This is a genomic window from Actinosynnema sp. NPDC050436, assembly GCF_040655415.1.
Classification (GTDB): Bacteria; Actinomycetota; Actinomycetes; order Mycobacteriales; family Pseudonocardiaceae; genus Actinosynnema.
This window is the reverse complement of sequence record NZ_JBFAJV010000010.1, coordinates 78,823-96,692: the sequence shown is the minus strand read 5'-3', so window position 1 is coordinate 96,692 and position 17,870 is coordinate 78,823. Positions and strand designations below refer to the sequence as shown.

Annotated in this window: 15 protein-coding genes; 11 read left to right on the top strand and 4 right to left on the bottom strand. The window is 76.2% G+C overall.

Annotated elements, in window-relative coordinates; translation table 11 throughout:
* Window positions 1-58: 58 nt before the first annotated feature.
* Window positions 59-1,261: a methionine adenosyltransferase gene (gene metK, locus AB0I60_RS23625; protein WP_360732994.1), complete on the top strand. Its 1,203-nt coding sequence runs from the start codon at window positions 59-61 to the stop codon at window positions 1,259-1,261.
* A 36-nt stretch (window positions 1,262-1,297) separates the two neighbouring features.
* Complete coding sequence (locus AB0I60_RS23620; RefSeq protein ID WP_360732992.1) at window positions 1,298-2,629, top strand: hypothetical protein; 1,332 nt, start codon at window positions 1,298-1,300, stop codon at window positions 2,627-2,629.
* A gap of 30 nt (window positions 2,630-2,659) precedes the next feature.
* On the opposite strand, the gene AB0I60_RS23615 is transcribed toward AB0I60_RS23620, so the two are convergent.
* Entirely contained in the window at window positions 2,660-4,651 is a 1,992-nt protein-coding gene (locus AB0I60_RS23615) for a primosomal protein N' (RefSeq protein ID WP_360732990.1), read from the bottom strand.
* 274 nt (window positions 4,652-4,925) lie between these two features.
* On the opposite strand from AB0I60_RS23615, the gene ggt reads away from it, so the two are divergent.
* Window positions 4,926-6,944 carry a gamma-glutamyltransferase gene (ggt, locus tag AB0I60_RS23610; RefSeq protein WP_360732989.1) on the top strand — a complete coding sequence of 673 codons (2,019 nt, stop codon included), beginning with the start codon at window positions 4,926-4,928 and terminating at the stop codon, window positions 6,942-6,944.
* On the opposite strand, the gene AB0I60_RS23605 is transcribed toward ggt, so the two are convergent.
* The gene (locus AB0I60_RS23605; RefSeq protein WP_360732987.1) at window positions 6,923-8,188 is read right to left on the bottom strand and encodes a hypothetical protein; all 1,266 of its coding nucleotides are present in this window, start codon (window positions 8,186-8,188) and stop codon (window positions 6,923-6,925) included. The two genes, ggt and AB0I60_RS23605, sit on opposite strands and share 22 nt — an antisense overlap.
* Window positions 8,185-8,769: an RNA polymerase sigma factor gene (locus tag AB0I60_RS23600; protein WP_360732985.1), complete on the bottom strand. Its 585-nt coding sequence runs from the start codon at window positions 8,767-8,769 to the stop codon at window positions 8,185-8,187. The genes AB0I60_RS23605 and AB0I60_RS23600 overlap by 4 nt, the downstream gene beginning before the upstream one ends.
* Before the next feature lie 142 nt (window positions 8,770-8,911).
* On the opposite strand from AB0I60_RS23600, the gene AB0I60_RS23595 reads away from it, so the two are divergent.
* The 6 genes from AB0I60_RS23595 (at window position 8,912) to AB0I60_RS23570 (ending at window position 15,261) form a co-directional block, all read left to right on the top strand.
* On the top strand, window positions 8,912-9,046 hold the full coding sequence (locus AB0I60_RS23595; RefSeq protein WP_360732983.1) for a hypothetical protein: 135 nt from the start codon (window positions 8,912-8,914) through the stop codon (window positions 9,044-9,046).
* Between the two features lie 61 nt (window positions 9,047-9,107).
* A complete protein-coding gene (def, locus tag AB0I60_RS23590) occupies window positions 9,108-9,659 on the top strand; it encodes a peptide deformylase (RefSeq protein ID WP_360732981.1) in 552 nt (183 codons plus the stop codon).
* Complete coding sequence (gene fmt / locus AB0I60_RS23585) at window positions 9,656-10,582, top strand: methionyl-tRNA formyltransferase (protein WP_360732979.1); 927 nt, start codon at window positions 9,656-9,658, stop codon at window positions 10,580-10,582. Before def ends, fmt begins: the two co-directional genes overlap by 4 nt.
* Window positions 10,579-12,006: an RsmB/NOP family class I SAM-dependent RNA methyltransferase gene (locus AB0I60_RS23580; protein ID WP_360732977.1), complete on the top strand. Its 1,428-nt coding sequence runs from the start codon at window positions 10,579-10,581 to the stop codon at window positions 12,004-12,006. The genes fmt and AB0I60_RS23580 overlap by 4 nt, the downstream gene beginning before the upstream one ends.
* Before the next feature lie 42 nt (window positions 12,007-12,048).
* Window positions 12,049-12,555 (top strand): flavoprotein, encoded by a 507-nt coding sequence (locus AB0I60_RS23575; RefSeq protein ID WP_360732976.1) that lies wholly within the window; start codon window positions 12,049-12,051, stop codon window positions 12,553-12,555.
* A gap of 36 nt (window positions 12,556-12,591) precedes the next feature.
* On the top strand, window positions 12,592-15,261 hold the full coding sequence (locus AB0I60_RS23570; protein WP_360732974.1) for a LuxR C-terminal-related transcriptional regulator: 2,670 nt from the start codon (window positions 12,592-12,594) through the stop codon (window positions 15,259-15,261).
* Between the two features lie 120 nt (window positions 15,262-15,381).
* On the opposite strand, the gene AB0I60_RS23565 is transcribed toward AB0I60_RS23570, so the two are convergent.
* A complete protein-coding gene (locus AB0I60_RS23565; protein ID WP_360732973.1) occupies window positions 15,382-15,984 on the bottom strand; it encodes an SDR family NAD(P)-dependent oxidoreductase in 603 nt (200 codons plus the stop codon).
* A gap of 228 nt (window positions 15,985-16,212) precedes the next feature.
* Between AB0I60_RS23565 and rpe the strand changes: the two genes are divergently transcribed.
* Entirely contained in the window at window positions 16,213-16,866 is a 654-nt protein-coding gene (gene rpe / locus AB0I60_RS23560) for a ribulose-phosphate 3-epimerase (protein WP_360733372.1), read from the top strand.
* A 23-nt stretch (window positions 16,867-16,889) separates the two neighbouring features.
* Window positions 16,890-17,867 (top strand): bifunctional diaminohydroxyphosphoribosylaminopyrimidine deaminase/5-amino-6-(5-phosphoribosylamino)uracil reductase RibD, encoded by a 978-nt coding sequence (gene ribD / locus AB0I60_RS23555; protein WP_360733370.1) that lies wholly within the window; start codon window positions 16,890-16,892, stop codon window positions 17,865-17,867.
* The last annotated feature ends 3 nt before the right edge of the window (window positions 17,868-17,870 follow it).

Genomic DNA, 17,870 nt, shown 5'->3' with positions numbered 1-17,870 from the left:
TCGCAGGCGCGGTGGCGGTCGCAGGTGGAACCCGGATCGAGTCGGATTGAGGAGTGCCGTGAGCCAGCACAGCAGCAGGCTGTTCACCAGTGAGTCGGTGACCGAGGGGCACCCGGACAAGATCTGCGACGCGATCAGCGACTCGATCCTGGATGCGCTGCTGGCGAAGGACCCCCGGTCGCGCGTGGCCGTGGAGACCCTGATCACCACGGGCCAGGTGCACGTGGCCGGCGAGGTGACCACCGAGACCTACGCCGACATCCCCTCGATCGTCCGGGAGAAGATCCTGGAGATCGGCTACGACTCGTCGGCCAAGGGCTTCGACGGCCGCTCGTGCGGCGTGAACGTGGCGATCGGCGCGCAGTCCGCCGACATCGCGCAGGGCGTGGACACCGCCTACGAGCAGCGGGTCGACGGCGCGGACGACGACATCGACAAGCAGGGCGCAGGTGACCAGGGCCTGATGTTCGGCTACGCGTGCACCGACACGCCCGAGCTGATGCCGCTGCCGATCGCGCTGGCGCACCGGCTGTCCCGCCGGCTGACCGCCGTGCGCAAGGACGGCACCGTCCCCTACCTGCGCCCGGACGGCAAGACCCAGGTCACCATCGAGTACGCGGGCGACCAGCCGGTGCGGCTGGACACCGTCGTGGTGTCCACCCAGCACGCGGACGGCATCGACCTGGAGAAGCTGCTCGGCGTCGACATCCGCCGGCACGTGGTCGCGCCCGAGGTCGAGGCGCTCGGCCTGGAGACCTCGGACGTGCGCCTGCTGGTCAACCCGACCGGCCGGTTCGTCATCGGTGGCCCGATGGGCGACGCGGGCCTGACCGGCCGCAAGATCATCGTCGACACCTACGGCGGCATGGCCCGGCACGGCGGCGGCGCGTTCTCCGGCAAGGACCCGTCGAAGGTGGACCGGTCGGCCGCGTACGCGATGCGCTGGGTGGCGAAGAACGCGGTGGCGGCGGGCCTGGCCACGCGCATCGAGGTGCAGGTGGCGTACGCGATCGGCAAGGCCGCCCCGGTCGGCCTGTTCGTGGAGACCTTCGGCACCGAGACGGTCGACCCGACCAAGATCCAGCAGGCCATCGGCGAGGTCTTCGACCTGCGCCCGGCCGCGATCATCCGCGACCTCGACCTGCTGCGCCCGATCTACGCCCCGACCGCCGCGTACGGCCACTTCGGCCGCACCGACGTCGAGCTGCCGTGGGAGAACACCGACCGGTCGGACGCCCTGCGCGCCGCCGCCGGTGCCTGACGCCTTCGGGTGCGGGAGGCGTTAAAACGGCGGCTGGTGCGCGGTGACGCCGTCGACTTCGCCGGCCGGACCATCCCCGCGTCGCTGATCCGCGACCTGCTGACCGACCAGCTCGACCAGCGGGGGCTGAGGATCAGCGGCGCGCACCTGTCCGGGCAGCTCGACCTGTCGGACGTGGCCGTGGCGCGGCCGGTGGTGCTGCGCGACTGCACGGCGGAGCGCCCGGTCCTGCTGGACCGGGCGCGGTTCGCGTCCCTGGACCTCAGCGGCCTGGTCGCGCCCTCGCTGTCCGCGCCGTGGCTCCGGCTCGACCACTACCTGCTGGTCCAGGACGCCCGGCTGACCAGCGAGGACGGCTGGGCGCTCGACCTGGCCGAAGCGGACGTTGGCGGCCACGTCAGCCTGCGCGGGTCGCGGCTGTCCGGCGTCGAGCACGCGCTGCACGCGCCGAAGCTGCGCACCGGCAGCCAGCTCCACCTGGCCGAGGTGCGCGCGGACGGCACGGTGTTCCTCGACGGCGCGCGGCTGGGCGGCAACCTGAGGTGCGACGGCGCCACGTTCACCGCGACCGGGGTGGCGCTGCTCGGCGTCGACATGCAGGTCGAGGACAACGTCTACCTGCGCCGGGGCTTCCGCGCCCGCACCGGGTCGGACCGGCTCGCGGCGGTGCGGATCAGGGGCTCGCGGATCGGCGGCCAACTGGTGCTGCGCGACTGCCGGTTGACCGGGCAGCGGGCGCTGGACGTGAAGCACGTGAAGACGGGCAAGGAGATCCTGCTCTCGCCCGAGGCGCTCGACGGCGGGGTGGAGCTGGACGGGCTGACCTACGTCGGCGTGCCGCGCGACGCGTCGGTGGACGAGTGGCTGGACCTGCTCGCGACGCGGACGCCGACCTACGCGAGCCAGCCGTACCTGCAACTGGCGGCGGCCCACCAGGCGGCGGGCAACGAGCGCGACGTGCGCCGCACCCGGATCGCCCAGCAGCGCGACCTGATCCGCCGGGGCAGGCTGACCAGGTGGGGCCGGCTGTGGCACCGGGTGACCGGCGCGACCGTGGGCTACGGCTACCGGCCGGCGCTGGCCCTGGTGTGGCTGGTCGGGACGCTGCTGGCGGCGGTGGTCCTGGTGGCGGCCGTGGCCGGCCCGGCGGGCCTGGTGCGGTCGTGCTCGACGGTGGAGCAGGTCGGCCACGCGCTCAACGCGGTGACCCCGCTGGCCAAGCCCGAGGGCGTGAAGTGCCAGGTCCTCACGACCACCGGTCTGGGCCGGTTCGTGGTCGTGTCGACCTGGGTGCTGCAACTGCTGGCCTGGGCGTTCGCCACCCTGTTCGTCGCAGGCTTCACCGGCCTGGTCCGCAAGACCACCTGACCCGCCGCCACCTGGTGTCGGCCGCCGGCCTCAGAGGACTTCCAGCGGGTCGAGCTTCACCCTGATCGGGTCCGGGTCCTTGCGGGCGCTGCGGGTGGCCTGGAGCACGGTCAGGGCTTCGGACAGGGGTTTGCCGTCCGAGCGGGGGACGCGGATCAGCGCCCGTTCGCGGTGGCCGTCGTCGGAGAGCGGGACCGGGCCGAGGATTTCGCCGGACGAGGGCAGTTCCAGGTCCTCCAGCGCGGTGGCCAGGGCGTCCGGTGCGCCGTCGACCGTGGCCATCCGGACCGCCGGCGGGAAGCCCAGCTCGGTGCGGGCGGCCAGTTCCTGGCGCGCGTGCCACACCGGGTCCCAGCGCACCAGCGCCTGCACCGGGGGCAGGCTGGAGTCGGCGACCACCACGACCTTGCCCGCCGGGCGGGTCAGGGCCGCTGCGGTCATCCAGCGGCGGAGGGTCTCCTCGGTCGCGCGCAGGTCGGCGCGGCCCAGCAGCGCCCAGCCGTCCAGCAGCAGGACCGCGCCGTAGCCCCCCTCTGCGGTCGGCTCGGCTCCCGGGGTCGCCACCACCAGGGCCCGGCCGCCCGGCACGGTCGACAGCACCTCGTCGGCCCCCGACGTGCGCACCGGGATGTTGCTGAACGCCCGGCCCAGCTCCTCGGCCGTGCGCCGGGCCCCGATCACCTGGCCCCGCAGCCGCCGCGACCCGCACGCCGGGCAGCGGAACGCCGCCTCGGTCGCACCGCACCAGCGGCAGTACGCGGGCTTCGGCACGCCGTCGTCCGTGCCGCCGGGCAGCGCCAGCGGCCCCGCGCACCGCCGGCAGCGCGCCGGGGCGCGGCACGTCCCGCACGCCAGCGACGGCACGTACCCCCGCCTCGGCACCTGGATGAGCACCGGGGCGTCCTCGGCGAACGCCGCCCGCGCCGCGTCGAACGCGATGGACGGCAGCCGCGCCGACCGCGCCGCCGGGTCCTTCACGTCCTGCCACGCGTTGTCGCCCACCGCCGCGACCCGGGGCGCGACGGCCCGCAACGTCTCGCGCGCCGCCACCACCTCGTGCGCCCACCCGCTGTCCACCAGCAACTGCGCCTCGGCGGTCCGCGCGAAACCGCCGACGAGCAACGACGCCCCGGTCAGGTGCGACCGCTGCACCAGCACGTCCCGCACGTTCGGGTAGGGCATCCGGGGTTCGGCGTGCAGGTCGTCACCGTCGTCCCACACCACGACCAGCCCCAGGTCGTGCACGGGCGCGAGCGCCGCCCCGCGCGTCCCGAGCACCAGCCGGACCGCCCCGCGCCGCACCGCCAGCCAGCGCTTGTACCGCTCGGACGGCCCCAGGTCCGACGACAGCGTCACCACCGCCTCCGGCCCCGCCAGCGCCGCGCACGCCGCGTGCAGCCGGGCCAGGTCGCGGTGGTCCGGCACCACCACCAGCGCACCCCGCCCGGTGCTCACGACGGACGTCGCCACCTCGGCCAGCCGCGCGGGCCAGTCCTCGGCGGGCAGCGCCTGCCACACCGCCCGCGCCGCACGCCCCGAGCGCAGCGCGTCGAGCAGGTTCGGCCCGAACGGGTACCGTGCCCAGCCCTCCGCCGCCGGCGCGGCCGGCACCGGTGCCGGGTCCGGCGACGGCTTCGCCTCGACCCGCGCGTGCCGGGGCGGGATCGCCATCCGCAGGACGTCGATCAGCGAGCCCGCGTACCGGTCCGCGACCGCCCGCGCCAGCTCCGCGACCTCCGGGGCCAGCACCGGCTCCGCCGAGATCACCCGGTCGAGGAAGCTCAGCTTGCTGCCGTAGCCGGACTCCTCGGCCCGCTCGATGAGGTAGCCGTCGACCAGCTGGCCCGCGAACCGCACCCGGACCCGGCAGCCGGGCACCGCGTCCGCGTCCTGGTCGGTCGAGACCTGGTAGTCGAACAACCGGTCGAGGTGCGGCAGCGGCACGTCGACGCAGATCCGGGCGACGGGCAGCACGGCGGCGGGTACGCGTTCCCCGCGCCGGGTGCTCGCCTTGGCTGCCATGGGCTGAGGTCTACCAGAGTGCCTCCTCGGGGGTGACGGGGTGGTGGGGCCGACCGGGTGAGCGGCGAGCGCGGGCGGTGCGGGCCGGACGGGGTGGAACGCGCGGTGCGGGCGGTGGTGACATGGGTCCATCTTCGAACAGGTGTTCTAGGGATGCAAGATCACTTATGGGTGATCGTGAGCGGGGGAGGTGGCTCGGGCACGCGCCGGAGGAGGGTGGGATTCGTGCCGGCGGGGGTTCACCGGCCACCCGCTCCAGGAGTAGAAGGGAACGATGCTCCGCTCGACGGTCGTCAGCGTCCTGGCATCCCTCCTCCTCGTCGGCCCGCTCGTGCCCGCCCCGGCGGACCCGCAGGTCCCCGGCCGGCCGGCCCTCGGCCAAGCGACGCCCGGCGACCTGCTGCCCGGCGACCCACTGCCTGATGACCTGCTGCCCGGCGATCCACTGCCCGGCGACCTGGCCCCGAACCGACCGCCGGGCCACCCGGCCCACGGCTGGTCCGCGCCCGGCCGACCGCCCCTCGACCCCGAGGCACCCGGACAGCCGGCACGGGCACGAGCGCAGGAAGGGCAGGACCGGCGGGCGGAGCCGCCTCGCCTGCCCGAGGCGGTGGGGGCCGGCGGCGTCGTGTCCAGCGTCGACCCCGAGGCGTCCCGGATCGGCGTCGACGTGCTGCGCGGCGGCGGCAACGCCGTGGACGCGGCGGTCGCGGTGGCGGCGGCGCTCGGCGTCACCGACCCCTTCTCGGCCGGTGTCGGCGGGGGTGGGTTCCTGGTCTTCTACGACGCCCGCACCCGCCGCGTGTCCACCATCGACGGACGGGAGACCGCCCCCGCCGACACCGGCCCGGACCTGTTCCTCGACGGCGGCCGGCCGATCCCGTTCGCCGAAGCCGTGACCAGCGGCCTGTCGGTCGGCGTCCCCGGCACCCCGCGCACCTGGCAGCGCGCCCTCCAGCGCTGGGGCTCGTACTCGCTGGACCGGGCGCTCGCACCGGCCGAAGCCCTGGCCCGCCGGGGTTTCCGGGTGGACGCCACCTTCCACCGCCAGGTCATCGACAACGCCGAGCGCTTCGCCGACATCACCCCGACCCGCGAGCTCTACCTCCCGGCCCCGGCGGTCGGCAGCACGTTCCGCAACCCCGACCTCGCCGACACCTACCGCGAGCTGCGCCGCCACGGCGTCGCCGCGTTCTACCGGGGCCCGATCGGCCGCGACCTGGTCGCGGCGGTGAACCGGCCCCCGGTCGACCCGGCGGCCACCCGCACCGTCCGCCCCGGCCGGCTCACCGCAGCCGACCTGGGCGACTACGACGCCCCGCAACGCGAAGCGAGCCGCACCCGCTACCGCGACCTCGACGTGCACGGCATGGCCCCGCCCTCCTCCGGCGGCATCGCGGTGGGCGAGGCGCTCAACGTCCTGGAGTCCACGACGCTCGCCGACGAGACGCCGACCCAGTACCTGCACCGGTTCCTGGAGGCGTCGCGGCTGGCGTTCGCCGACCGCGACCGCTGGGTGGGCGACCCGGCCTTCGCCGACGTGCCGGTCCGCGAGCTGCTGTCCCAGCGGTTCGCCGACTCCCGCGCCTGCCTGATCTCCCCGAGCGCCGTCCTGACCAGCCCGGTCGCCCCGGGAGACCCGCGCAGGCCCGTGCCATGCGGCACCTCCGGCGAACCGGCCGCCACCCCGTACGAGGGCACCGACACCACGCACCTCACGGTCGCCGACAAGTGGGGCAACGTCGTCGCCTACACGCTCACCATCGAGCAGGAGGGCGGCAGCGGGATCGTGGTGCCCGGCCGGGGCTTCCTGCTCAACAACGAGCTGACCGACTTCTCGTTCACCCCGGTCACGCCCGGCGTCCCGGACCCCAACCTGCCCGGTCCCGGCAAGCGCCCGCGCTCCTCGATGTCGCCGACGGTCGTGCTGCGCCACGGCGAGCCGGTGCTCGCGGTGGGCTCGCCGGGTGGCGCGAGCATCATCACGACGGTCCTCCAGGTGCTGACTCAACGCCTCGACCGGGGTCTGCCGCTGGTGGGGGCGATCGCCGCGCCGCGCGCGTCCCAGCGCAACGCGGCGACCACCCAGGCCGAGGCGGCGTTCCTGGCCACGCCCGAGGCCGCCGCCCTGCGCGACCTGGGCCACCGCTTCACGTCCACCGCCGAGATCGGTGCGGTGACCGCCGTCGAACGCCTGCCGGACGGCCGGTGGCGGGCCGCCGCCGAGACCTCCCGCAGGGGAGGCGGGGCGGCCCGCGCCGTCTGGCCGCGTCAGGCGGCCGGACCGTCGTAGACGACCGTGCCGGCCCGGTCGAACGCCCGCACCCGCGTGTCGGTCGGCGCGTCCTCCGGCAGCGACCCCCCGGGGAACCACGCCACGAACGTCCCGTCCCGGACCTCCGCGCGCACCGGGGCCTGCCCGCCGCGCTGGAGTTCCAGGCCGGCCACCCCGTCCCGCACGATCCCGCCGGCCAGCCCGGTCGGCACCGGCCCGGCGGAGTCCGAGGCGGGCAGCACGACCGCCCGGAACGGCTTGGCCGGGTCGCCGTCGTGGTCCGGGGCCGTGTACACGCTCTTCGCCCTGAACTCGTCCACCCAGCAGAACGCGGTGGCACCGCCCGGCCCGCGCAACGCCGCGAACCCGCCGACCGCCTCGGTCCGGACCGTGGCCCCGAGGGACCACGCCCCGCTGTCGTCGATCTTGTCGACGCTGTCCCGCATCCCGACGTCCAGGCAGCGGGCCAGCACGTTGTCGGGGTCGGCGGGGTCGGGGGAGCCGCCCGGGAACCGGTCGCGGACCACCGCCGCGTCCGGGACGGACCGCACGACGAGTTCGCCGGACCGCGCCGCTCCCTCGTCGCCCGACCTGGTCCCGACGGTGGCCGACGCGCCCCGGGGCACGACCACCAGGCGGCCGTCGGCCAGCGGCATCGTGGTCGTCGGCATACCCGACCCGACCGTCACCTCGATCGACGTGGCACCCGGTCCGGGCCTGAGGACCACGACGCCGGACGGCGACCGCCACAGCACCTCCGCCCCGCCCACGACCAGGTCCGCGTACTTCGCCGGGTCGGACCGGGCCACCGTCGTGTAGGTCAGCTCGCAGTACTGGTCCTGCGGCGTGAGCAGCAGCCGCCGGCCCGGCATCCGCACCGTGGCGACCTGCCCGCCGCTCACCCCGCACGCGTCGAGGTCCTCCGGCAGGGTCGGCACGAACTCGGCTTGCAGCGGCGCGGCGAACCCCCTGGGCGCGGCGGTCGCCTCCCCACCGGCCTGGGTCGGGGGTCCCTGGACGTGCCGGGCCGCGACCGCGCCCACCCCGACCAGCAGGACGGCCGCCGCAGCGGCGACCAGCGGGCCGCGCCGCTTCCGGCGAGGTCCGACCGGGTGCCCGCCGGGTCGGGGGAACGGGTGGTCGTCGGGCGGGGTGACCGGGTGCACCCCGGGTTCCGCGACCCCGGTCAGGACCTGGCGGCGCATCCGCTCCCGCACGTCGGCGGGCAGGGCGCGGCGTCGGGGCAGTTCGGGACCGGTCATCGGGCCTCCTCGACTCGTCCGGCGCGCAGCCGGGCACGGGCGCGCGAGATGCGCGAGCGGACCGAGACCTCGGCCACGCCCAGCACCCCGGCCGCCTCGGCGGTGGACAGCTCGCCGAGCAGGCACAGCTCGACGGCCTCGCGCTCGGCGGCGGGCATCCCGCGCACCGCCTCCAGCACCCGGCGCAGCTCGCGGTCGTCGTCCACCGACGAGATGACGCGTTCGGCGTGGTCGGGGACCACGCCCCGGTCGGGCACCCGGCGCAGCGCCCGCCGGAACCGGCCGAGCCGGCGGAACTCGGTGCGGGCCAGGTTGCCCGCCACGGTGTACAGCCACGGCAGCGCCGAGTCGCGCACCAGGGTGACCTCCGCCCGCCTGCGCCACGCGGCCAGGAACGTCGCCGAGGTCAGGTCCTCGGCCGTGGCCCAGGACGCGGTCAGCCGGTAGCAGTGGTTCCACACCGCTTCGGCGTGGCGGTCGAACAGCGCGGCGAACGCGGCCCGGTCACCGCGCGCCCACAGGTCGGCGTCGGTTTCGGCCACCGGCGGCGCCCCCTGCCGGTTCGTCGTCTCAGCGATCATGCCAGTAGGTAGCCGCAGGTCCCCCCGCCGTTGCACCCGTGCTCATCCCCGGGGCGTACGGGGGTCCGCTACTCCGAGCGGACGCGCGCGCACGGCCCGTCGCGCGATCCTGGTACCACCGCCGCACGAAGAGGAGAGCGACATGGCCGCCATCACGATGACCAGCACGAACACCCCGGCGCCCTGGGCGGCGCTGCTCACCGCCGGCCGGTTCGCGGGCCACTTCCTGGCCGCGCTGGTCGGTGTGACCTTCCTCGGCCGCCACGCCGAGCACTGAGCCCGACCGCGTTTTGGCCGCTCTCCTAGACTGGCCGTCTGCCCCCGTTCGAGGAGAGTGCGTGACCGTCCAACCCATTCGGCTGTTCGGCGACCCGGTGCTGCGGACCCCCGCCGTCGAGGTCACCGAGTTCGACGCGGAGCTGCGCAAGCTGGTCCGGGACCTGTGGGACACCATGAGCGAGGCCGGTGGCGCGGGTCTCGCGGCCCCCCAGCTCGGGGTCGGCCTGCGGGTGTTCACCTACCACTGCGACGGCTTCGCCGGTCACCTGGTCAACCCGACCTTCGAGGTCGTCGGCGACGAGACCCAGGACGGCCCCGAGGGCTGCCTGTCCATCCCCGGCCTGGGCTGGGACTGCGTGCGCCACCGCGACGTGGTCGCGCACGGCTGGAACATGCACGGCGAGCCGGTCGAGGTGGTGGGCACCGACCTGCTCGCCCGGTGCATCCAGCACGAGACCGACCACCTCGACGGCGTGCTGTTCCTGGACCGCCTGGACGAGGAGACCCGCAAGCTGGCGATGCGCGAGATCCGGCAGCAGGAGTGGTTCGACGGCGCCCTGCCGACGCTCAAGCAGTCGCCGCACCCGCTGTTCGGGGGTGGGGGCGCATGAGGCTGGTCTTCGCGGGCACGCCCGAACCGGCGCTGCCGTCGCTGCGCGCGTTTTTGGACTCGCCCCGGCACGAGGTGGTCGCCGTGGTGACCCGACCCGACGCGCCCGCCGGTCGCGGTCGCCGGGTCGAGCGGTCGCCGGTGGCGGCGCTGGCCGACGAGCACGGCATCGAGGTGCTGACCCCGGCCAAGGCGTCGGACCCCGACTTCCAGGCCCGGCTGCGCGCGCTGCGCCCGGACCTGTGCCCGGTGGTGGCCTACGGCGCGCTGCTGCCCGAGTCCGCCCTCGCCATCCCGACCCACGGCTGGGTGAACCTGCACTTCTCGGTGCTGCCCGCGTGGCGCGGCGCGGCCCCCGTGCAGGCGGCCGTGCGGCACGGCGACGACATCACCGGCGCGACCACGTTCCGGATCGTGAAGGCGCTGGACGCGGGCCCGGTGTACGGGGTGGTGACCGAGCGGGTGCGGGAGCGGGACACGTCCGGCGACCTGCTGGGCCGGCTCGCCGAGTCCGGCGCGAAGCTGCTGCTGTCCACCGTCGACGGCGTCGAGGACGGCACGCTGCGCCCGGTCGACCAGCCGGAGGAGAACGTCACGTACGCGCCGAAGGTCACCGTGGACGACGGCCGGCTGGACTTCGGCACCCCGGCGGCGGCGCTGGACCGCGTCGCGCGCGCGGTGACGCCGGACCCCGGTGCGTGGGCTGAGTTCCGGGGCGAACGGCTCAAGCTCGGACCGGTGACCCCGGTCGAGGAGGACTGCCTGCCCCCCGGCGAGGTCCGGGTGGAGCGCAGGCGCGTGCTGGTCGGCACGGCCACCACACCGGTGGTGCTCGGCGAGGTGCAGGCGCAGGGGAAGAAGCGGATGACGGCGACGGACTGGGCGCGCGGCGTCCGCATCGAGGCGGGGGAGCGCATCTCATGACCCAGCGCTCTTCACGGCCGTCCCGGCCGCAGCGCCCCCACCCGCCGCGCCGGCGCAGCGGCCCGCAGCGCCCGCCGGTCGACGACCCGGCCCGGCTGGCCGCGCTGGACACGCTGCGCGCGGTCCGGCAGCGCGACGCCTACGCCAACCTGGTGCTGCCCGGCCTGCTCCGGGACCGCCGGATCACCGGCCGCGACGCGGCCCTGGCCACCGAGCTGGCCTACGGCACCGCCCGGGCGCAGGGCCTGCTGGACGCGGTGCTCGCCGCGTGCTCCGACCGGCCGCTGTCCGAAGTGGACGGCTCGGTGCTGGACGCGCTGCGGCTGGGCGCCTACCAGCTGCTGCGCACCAGGATCCCCCCGCACGCCGCCGTGGCGTCCACCGTGGACCTCGTGCGCGCCGAGCTGGGCTCGGGCGCGGCGGGCTTCGCCAACGCCGTGCTGCGCCGGGTGACCGGCCAGGACGAGGCGGGCTGGGTGGACGAGGTCGCACCGGACGAGGAGACCGACCCGATCGGCTACCTGGCGATGGCCAACGCGCACCCCAGGTGGATCGCGCAAGCGTTCGCGGAGGCGCTGGGCAGCCGGGGCGAGCCGCTGCGGGACGCCCTGGTGGCCGACGACACGCGCCCGGCGGTGCACCTCGCGGCCCGGCCGGGGGAGTGCGGCGCGGACGAGCTGGCCGCGATGACCGGCGGCGAGGTCGCCCCGTACTCGCCGTACGGGGTGCTGCTGGAGCCCGGCGCGGGCGACCCGGGCGACCTGGACCCGGTGCGCGAGAAGCTGGCGTCGGTGCAGGACGAGGGCAGCCAGCTGTGCGCGCTGGCGCTGACCCGGCAGCCGCTGGACGGCCCGGACGAGCGCTGGCTCGACCTGTGCGCCGGGCCGGGCGGCAAGGCGGTGCTGCTGGGCGCGCTGGCGCGGCTGTCCGGCGCGACCCTGGAGGCGGTGGAGAAGGCACCGCACCGCGCGGAGCTGGTCCGCAAGGCGGCGGGCGACCTGCCGATCACCGTGCACGTGGCCGACGGCCGCTTCTCGGACCTGCCGGAGGGCTCGTTCGACCGGGTGCTGGTCGACGCGCCGTGCACCGGCCTGGGTGCGCTGCGCCGCCGGCCCGAGGCGCGGTGGCGGCGCAAGCCGTCCGACGTCGCGCCGCTGGCCCGGCTCCAGCGCGAGCTGCTGACGGCGGCGCTGACGCTGGTCCGGCCGGGCGGGGTGGTGGCGTACGTGGTGTGCTCGCCGCACCTGTCGGAGACCGTGGGCGTGGTCGCGGACGTGGCCCGGCGGACCGGTGCCGAACGCCTGGACACCCGCGAGCTGTTCCCCGGCGTGCCGGACCTCGGGGCCGGCCCGCACGTGCAGCTGTGGCCGCACCTGCACGGCACCGACGCGATGTTCTGCGCGCTGCTGCGCCGCCCGGCGTAGCCGGTGGCGGGGTCCGGGACCGGTGCGGAGCCGGCACGGCCGGTGCTGGGGCTGGTCGCCTCGGCGGGCGGCGGGGTCGAGCGGTGGCTGCGGCCGGGGTTGGCGGAGCCGCTGGCGCGGGCCGGGTGGCGGTTGGCGGTCACGCTGACCCCCACCGCCGCCCGGTGGCTCGAACCGGAGGTCGCGGGGCTCGCGGCGCTGACCGACCTGCCGGTGCGCTCGACGTCCCGGCTGCCGGGAGAGCCGAAGCCGCACCCGGTGCCGGACGCGTTCGTGTTCGCGCCCGCCACCCTCAACTCGCTGGCCAAGCTGGCCGTGGGCATCGGTGACAACCAGGCGCTGACCGTGCTGGCCGAGGCGCTCGGCCGGCGCGCGCCGATGGTCGTGCTCGCGCAGGTCGGCCCGGAACAATCCCGGCACCCCGCCTATCGCGGCCATCTGGCGGTGTTGCGGGAGGCCGGCGCGAGGGTGGTCGGCGGCGGACCTGAAGACGTGCTGAGGGAACTCGCCGAGGTTGCGCCGTTCGTCGCATTCGACAATAGGGCGTGAATTGACAGCCAGACGAGACGCGTAGCAGGCTTGAATGTGTCGAAATTGTACGGCCGGGATCGTGAATGGGCTTCGGTTCTCCGCTTCCTGTCCGCGCCCGGGGGCCTGCTGGCCATCGACGGGCCGCCGTGCTCCGGCAAGACCTCGCTGCTGCACGAGGCGGCCGACGCCGCCCGGGACCGGGGCTACGCGGTGGTCCTGCTGCCCGCCGACGAGGTCCGGGGCTCGACGGCGGTGCCGGGTCAGGCCGATCGCGAGCCGACCGGGCACGACCCGACCCGCGCCCGCCACGGAGGGGCCGACCGCGACCCCACCGGCCGTGAGCCGACGGGGGACGACCTCGTCGGGCGCATCCCGGCCCGCCGCGAACCGGACGCCCGCACCCTGGTCGCGATCGACCACGCGCACCGCGACCCGGCCGCCGTGCTCGCCCTGCTGCCCCGCCTGCGGGCCCGGCGGGTCACCGCGCTCGTCGCGCTGACCGGGGCGCACGCGGGCGGCGGGCTGCGCGCGGCGCTGGCTGCCGGCGGCGAGGTGCTCACCCTCGGGCCGGTCGGCGCGGACGTCGTGGACGGGGTGCTCGCCGACCTGCTCGGCACGGCCCCGCACGCGGACCTCGCGGCGCTGGCGGCCTCCGCCGGCGGCGACCCCCGGATGGTCGCGGAGCTGGTCACCGGCCTGCGCGAGGAGGGCCGGCTGGACACCCGCGACGGCACCGCCCGGCCGCGCGGCGACGCGCTGCCGCGCCGGGTCGGCGGCCTGGTCCGGGACCGGGTCGACCTGCTGTCCGCCAAGTCCACCCAGCTCGTGCGGGTCGCGGCGGTGATCGGCCGGTCGTTCCGGCCGCACGACGCCGCCGCCGTGATGGGCGAGACGACCGGCGCGCTGCTGCTGTCCGTGGACGAGGTGCTCGCCTCCGGCCTGGTCCGGCCGGCCGGCGACCGCCTGGAGTTCGACTCCGAGCTGGTCTGGCGGTCGGTCGTGGACTCCATCCCGGACGCCGTGCGGCACGCCCTGCGCCATGACGCCACCGCCGTGCGCGCGGCGTCGCGGGGCACCCGGCCCCCGCCGGACGCGCCGCCGTCCGCCGGGGAACGCGGCTCGGCCGCCGTGCACGCGGTCCGCGCGCAGGCCGCGAACGGCCGGCTCGGGTCGGCGATCGCGCTGGCCCGCGACAGCCTGGCCGGTGGGCTGCCCGCCGGTCCCGCCGCCGAGCTGCACACGGCCCTGGCGGGCATCCTGCTCGCCGACGGCCGCCCGGTGGACGCGGTGGCCGAGATGGACCGCGCGCTGGCCGCGCCCGCCGTGTCCGGGCCGCGCCGCAGGCTGGCCGCCGCCGGGCGGCTGCTGTCGCTGTACTTCGCCACCGGCAGCCGGGCCGGCGCGCACGCGCTGTCCGTGCTCACCGCGCGCGACCGCGAGGCCAGCGACGCGGACGTGGTGATGGCCGCGACCGTCCACTCGTGCCTGGAGTGGACGGCGGGCCACCTCGCCGAGGGCCTGTACTGGGGCCGCGAGTCGACCCGCTGGGAACTCGACGCGCCCACCGCCTGGTGGCAGTCGCAGGCCGAGGTGGCGTTCGCGCTGAAGCTGTCCGCGCTGGGCGAGTTCGAGCAGGCCGAGAAGCTGGTGCGCGGCGACGGCCCGGACACCGACGACGCCGTCACCGCCGGCGCCCCGGCCGCCCGGATGATCGCCCGCGCCCGGGTGCTCACCCAGGCGGGCAAGCTGGTGCCCGCCCAGGTCGCGGCGCACTCCGGCATGTCGCTCGCGCGCGACCGGGGGCTGCGCCTGCTGGTGCCGCTGGCGTCGACCGTGCTGGCGACCGTCGCGCTGCACCGGGGCGACGTGCCGGCGGCGGCGGAGCACGTCCGCCGCTACCGGGGCGACCTGGCGGGCGGCGAGGCGGTGCTGCACTCCGGCCAGTACGACTGGGTGGAGCTGCTGCTCGCGCACGCCCAGGACGGCCCGGCCCGCGCGTCCGAGCTGGCCCGTGCCCGGCTGGCGGACCTCGACGGCGCCCGCCGGATGCTGGTCGAGGAGCCCGGCGCGGCACCGTGGCTGGTCCGCCTGGCGCTGGCCGTGGACGACGGCCGGCTGGCCGGGTCGGTCGTCGGCGCGGCGGAGGAGCTGGCGTCGGGCAACCCGGGCTTCGCCTCGGTGTCGGTGGGCGCGAGCCACGCCCGCGCCCTGCTCGACCACGACGAGGAGGCGCTGCTGGCGGCTGCGGACCGGCACCACCACCCGTGGGCCCGCGCGAACGCGAACGAGGACCTGGCGGCCGTGCTCGCGGACAGCGGGCAGACCGCCCGCGCGGACGCGCACCTGGCCTCGGCGCGGCGGATCTTCGAGCTGATGGGCGCGGACGCCGAGGCGGCCCGGCTGCGCGCCCGGTCCGGCGCACCCGCCGGCGCTCGACCGGACGTCGACACCTCGACCGACACCACCCGGTCGAGCACCGGGGCGACCCACGCCGGCGGCCGGCCGGGTGCCGGGGGCGAGGAGTGGCGGCGGCTGTCCGAGCCGGAGCGCGACATCGCCCGGCTGGTCGGCGCGGGCCTGACCAACCGGCAGGTGGGGCGCCAGCTCTTCCTGTCCCCGCACACGGTGAACTACCACCTGCGCGGCATCTTCAAGAAGCTGGGGATCAGCTCGCGGGTCGAACTGGCCCGGCTCGCCCACGAGCAGGAACACGCTGAGGTCTGACCCCGGCCGCCTTCAGCATTCCGCGCCACCCAGGCGACGACCACCCCGCCTGGCGGGCATCGCGCTGCTCCAGGCGACCCCTGCCCCGCCTTGCACCGCCTACGCAACCACCGCTCCGCCTTACGCGGACACCGCGCTGTCCGGCACGGGGTCGGCGAGCAGGGAGCACACCTCTTCCGCGACCCGGCTCGGGTCGTCCGGCGCGACCACCGCGCAGCGCACGCCCCGGACCGCGGCCTCGACCGCCAGGTGCTCGGTGTAGGTGACGGCGGCGGCGAGCGAGGCCGCGTACGCGGCGGCCGTCGTGCGTGGCACGGCGACCGGGCGCGCGGCGATCAGGGCGATGGCACCCCGCCCGCGCTGCACCATCCGCGCGGCGACCGCCCGCGACGCGTGGAACACGCCGTCCGCGTTGACCGCGAAGCTGTGCGCCCAGTCCGCGTCCGACACCGTCAGCGCCTGACCCGGCCGCACCTCGCCGGCCGTGGCGACCAGGGCGTCGATCGGCCCGAACTCGCGTTCCACCTGGTCGACCAGGGCGTCCACCGCCGCGCCCGAGCCCACGTCGATCTGCCGGCCGGCGACCCGCAGGCCCGCGCCCTGCAACCGCTCGACGAGGGCCGCGAGCCGGGCCCCGTCGCCGTCCACGGCGGCGACCAGCGCGCCGCGCCGGGCCAGCGCCTCCGCGACCGCCGCGCCCGGTGCCGCGCACGCGCCCGTCACCAGTGCGATCCTGTGACCGAATTCGGCTTTCATCCCCGCCGCTCCCCAGTTCTGGCTCCACCCCGAACGTAATCGGCGGACGGCTCGCGGGGGAACTACTCGCGTGGGTAGTCGGAAAGGCCGCGCGAACCGCAAAACCCCGGTCGGGCGGCCGAGGTGAAATACGACTCCCCGGTAGGTGGGCGCAATCGCGGAACCCTAGACTGACCACCCGTGGTCCACCAGCCGATGATCGCCCCGAGCATCCTGTCCGCCGACTTCGCCCGACTCGCCGACGAGGCCGCCGCCGTCGCCGGCGCGGACTGGCTGCACGTGGACGTCATGGACGCGCACTTCGTGCCCAACCTGACCCTCGGCCTGCCGGTGGTGAAGTCGCTGCGGCGCGCGACCGACATCCCGCTGGACTGCCACCTGATGATCGAGGACCCGGACCGCTGGGCCGTCGGCTACGCCGAGGCGGGCGCGTACAACGTGACCGTGCACGTGGAAGCCGCCGCCGACCCGGTGCGGCTGGCGAAGGACCTGCGCGCGGCCGGTGCCAAGGCCGGCCTGTCGCTCAAGCCCGGCACGCCGATCGAGCCTTACACCGACGTCCTCAAGCACTACGACACGCTGCTGGTGATGTCGGTCGAGCCCGGTTTCGGCGGCCAGGCGTTCATGGCCGACGTGCTCGACAAGGTGCGCACCGCCCGCCGCCTGGTCGACACCGGCCACCTGACGCTGGTCGTGGAGATCGACGGCGGCATCAACGCGGACACCATCGAGCAGGCCGCCGAAGCCGGGGTGGACTGCTTCGTCGCCGGTTCCGCCGTCTACGACGCCGCCGACCCCGGCCAGGCCGTCGAACGGTTGCGCGCGCAGGCCGCCCGGCACCGCCCGTGAACGAGCGCGCCTGGTCCGCCGCCATGGCCTCGGCCATCGACGCGGGCGCGCGGGCGCACGGCACCACCAGCCCGAACCCGCCGGTCGGCGCGGTCGTGCTGGACCGCGCGGGCGCGCTGGTCGGCACCGGGCACACCCGGCCGCCGGGCCAGGCGCACGCCGAGGTCGTCGCGCTCGCCGAGGCCGGTGAGCGCGCCCGGGGCGGCACGGCCGTGGTCACGCTGGAGCCGTGCGCGCACCACGGCCGCACACCGCCGTGCACCGACGCGCTGGTCGCCGCCGGGGTCGCCCGCGTGGTGTACGCCACCGCCGACCCGAACCCGCAGGCCGCCGGCGGGGCCGAGGTGCTGCGCGCCTCGGGCGTCGAGGTCGTGCACCTGCCCGCGCACGTCGAGGCGCTGCGCGCGTGGCTGCACTTCGCCCGCACCGGCCGCCCGCACGTGACCTGGAAGTACGCCGCCACCCTGGACGGCCGGGTCGCCGCCGCCGACGGCAGCAGCCGGTGGGTCGGCTCGCCGGAGTCGCGCGCCGAGGTGCACGCGCTGCGCACCACCGTCGACGCGGTCGTGGTCGGCTCCGGCACGGTCCGCGCCGACGACCCGAGGCTGACCGCGAGGGGAACAGGCGCGGCCCGGCAGCCGTTGCGGGTGGTCGTGGGGATGGGCGACCTGCCGCGCGGCGCGCGCGTGCTGGACGGGGAGGTGGAGACGCTGCACGTCCGCACGCACGACCCGGACGTCGTGCTGGCGGAGCTGACGGCGCGGGGAGCGGTCGACGTGCTCCTGGAGGGCGGGCCTACGCTGGCGGGTGCCTTCGCGCGCGCCGGCCGGGTCGACCGGGTGCTGGCGTACGTCGCGCCGAAGCTGCTGGGGGACGGGCCGACCGCTCTGCGGGACGCGGGGGTGTCGACCATCACCGACGCTGTGGGATTGGTCGTGGAGCAGGTCAGTATGAGCGGACCGGACGTGCGGATCTCCGCTGTGCCGGCCTCGGCGCGGTAGAGG

Bases quoted from the DNA above. Each gene is read 5' to 3' on its own strand.
- AB0I60_RS23615 (WP_360732990.1), bottom strand. From the start codon at position 4,651: ATGGCAGCCAAGGCGAGCACCCGGCGCGGGGAACGCGTACCCGCCGCC.
- ggt (WP_360732989.1), top strand. From the start codon at position 4,926: ATGCTCCGCTCGACGGTCGTCAGCGTCCTGGCATCCCTCCTCCTCGTC.
- AB0I60_RS23605 (WP_360732987.1), bottom strand. From the start codon at position 8,188: ATGACCGGTCCCGAACTGCCCCGACGCCGCGCCCTGCCCGCCGACGTG.
- AB0I60_RS23600 (WP_360732985.1), bottom strand. From the start codon at position 8,769: ATGATCGCTGAGACGACGAACCGGCAGGGGGCGCCGCCGGTGGCCGAA.
- AB0I60_RS23595 (WP_360732983.1), top strand. From the start codon at position 8,912: ATGGCCGCCATCACGATGACCAGCACGAACACCCCGGCGCCCTGGGCG.
- fmt (WP_360732979.1), top strand. From the start codon at position 9,656: ATGAGGCTGGTCTTCGCGGGCACGCCCGAACCGGCGCTGCCGTCGCTG.
- AB0I60_RS23580 (WP_360732977.1), top strand. From the start codon at position 10,579: ATGACCCAGCGCTCTTCACGGCCGTCCCGGCCGCAGCGCCCCCACCCG.
- rpe (WP_360733372.1), top strand. From the start codon at position 16,213: ATGATCGCCCCGAGCATCCTGTCCGCCGACTTCGCCCGACTCGCCGAC.
- ribD (WP_360733370.1), top strand. From the start codon at position 16,890: ATGGCCTCGGCCATCGACGCGGGCGCGCGGGCGCACGGCACCACCAGC.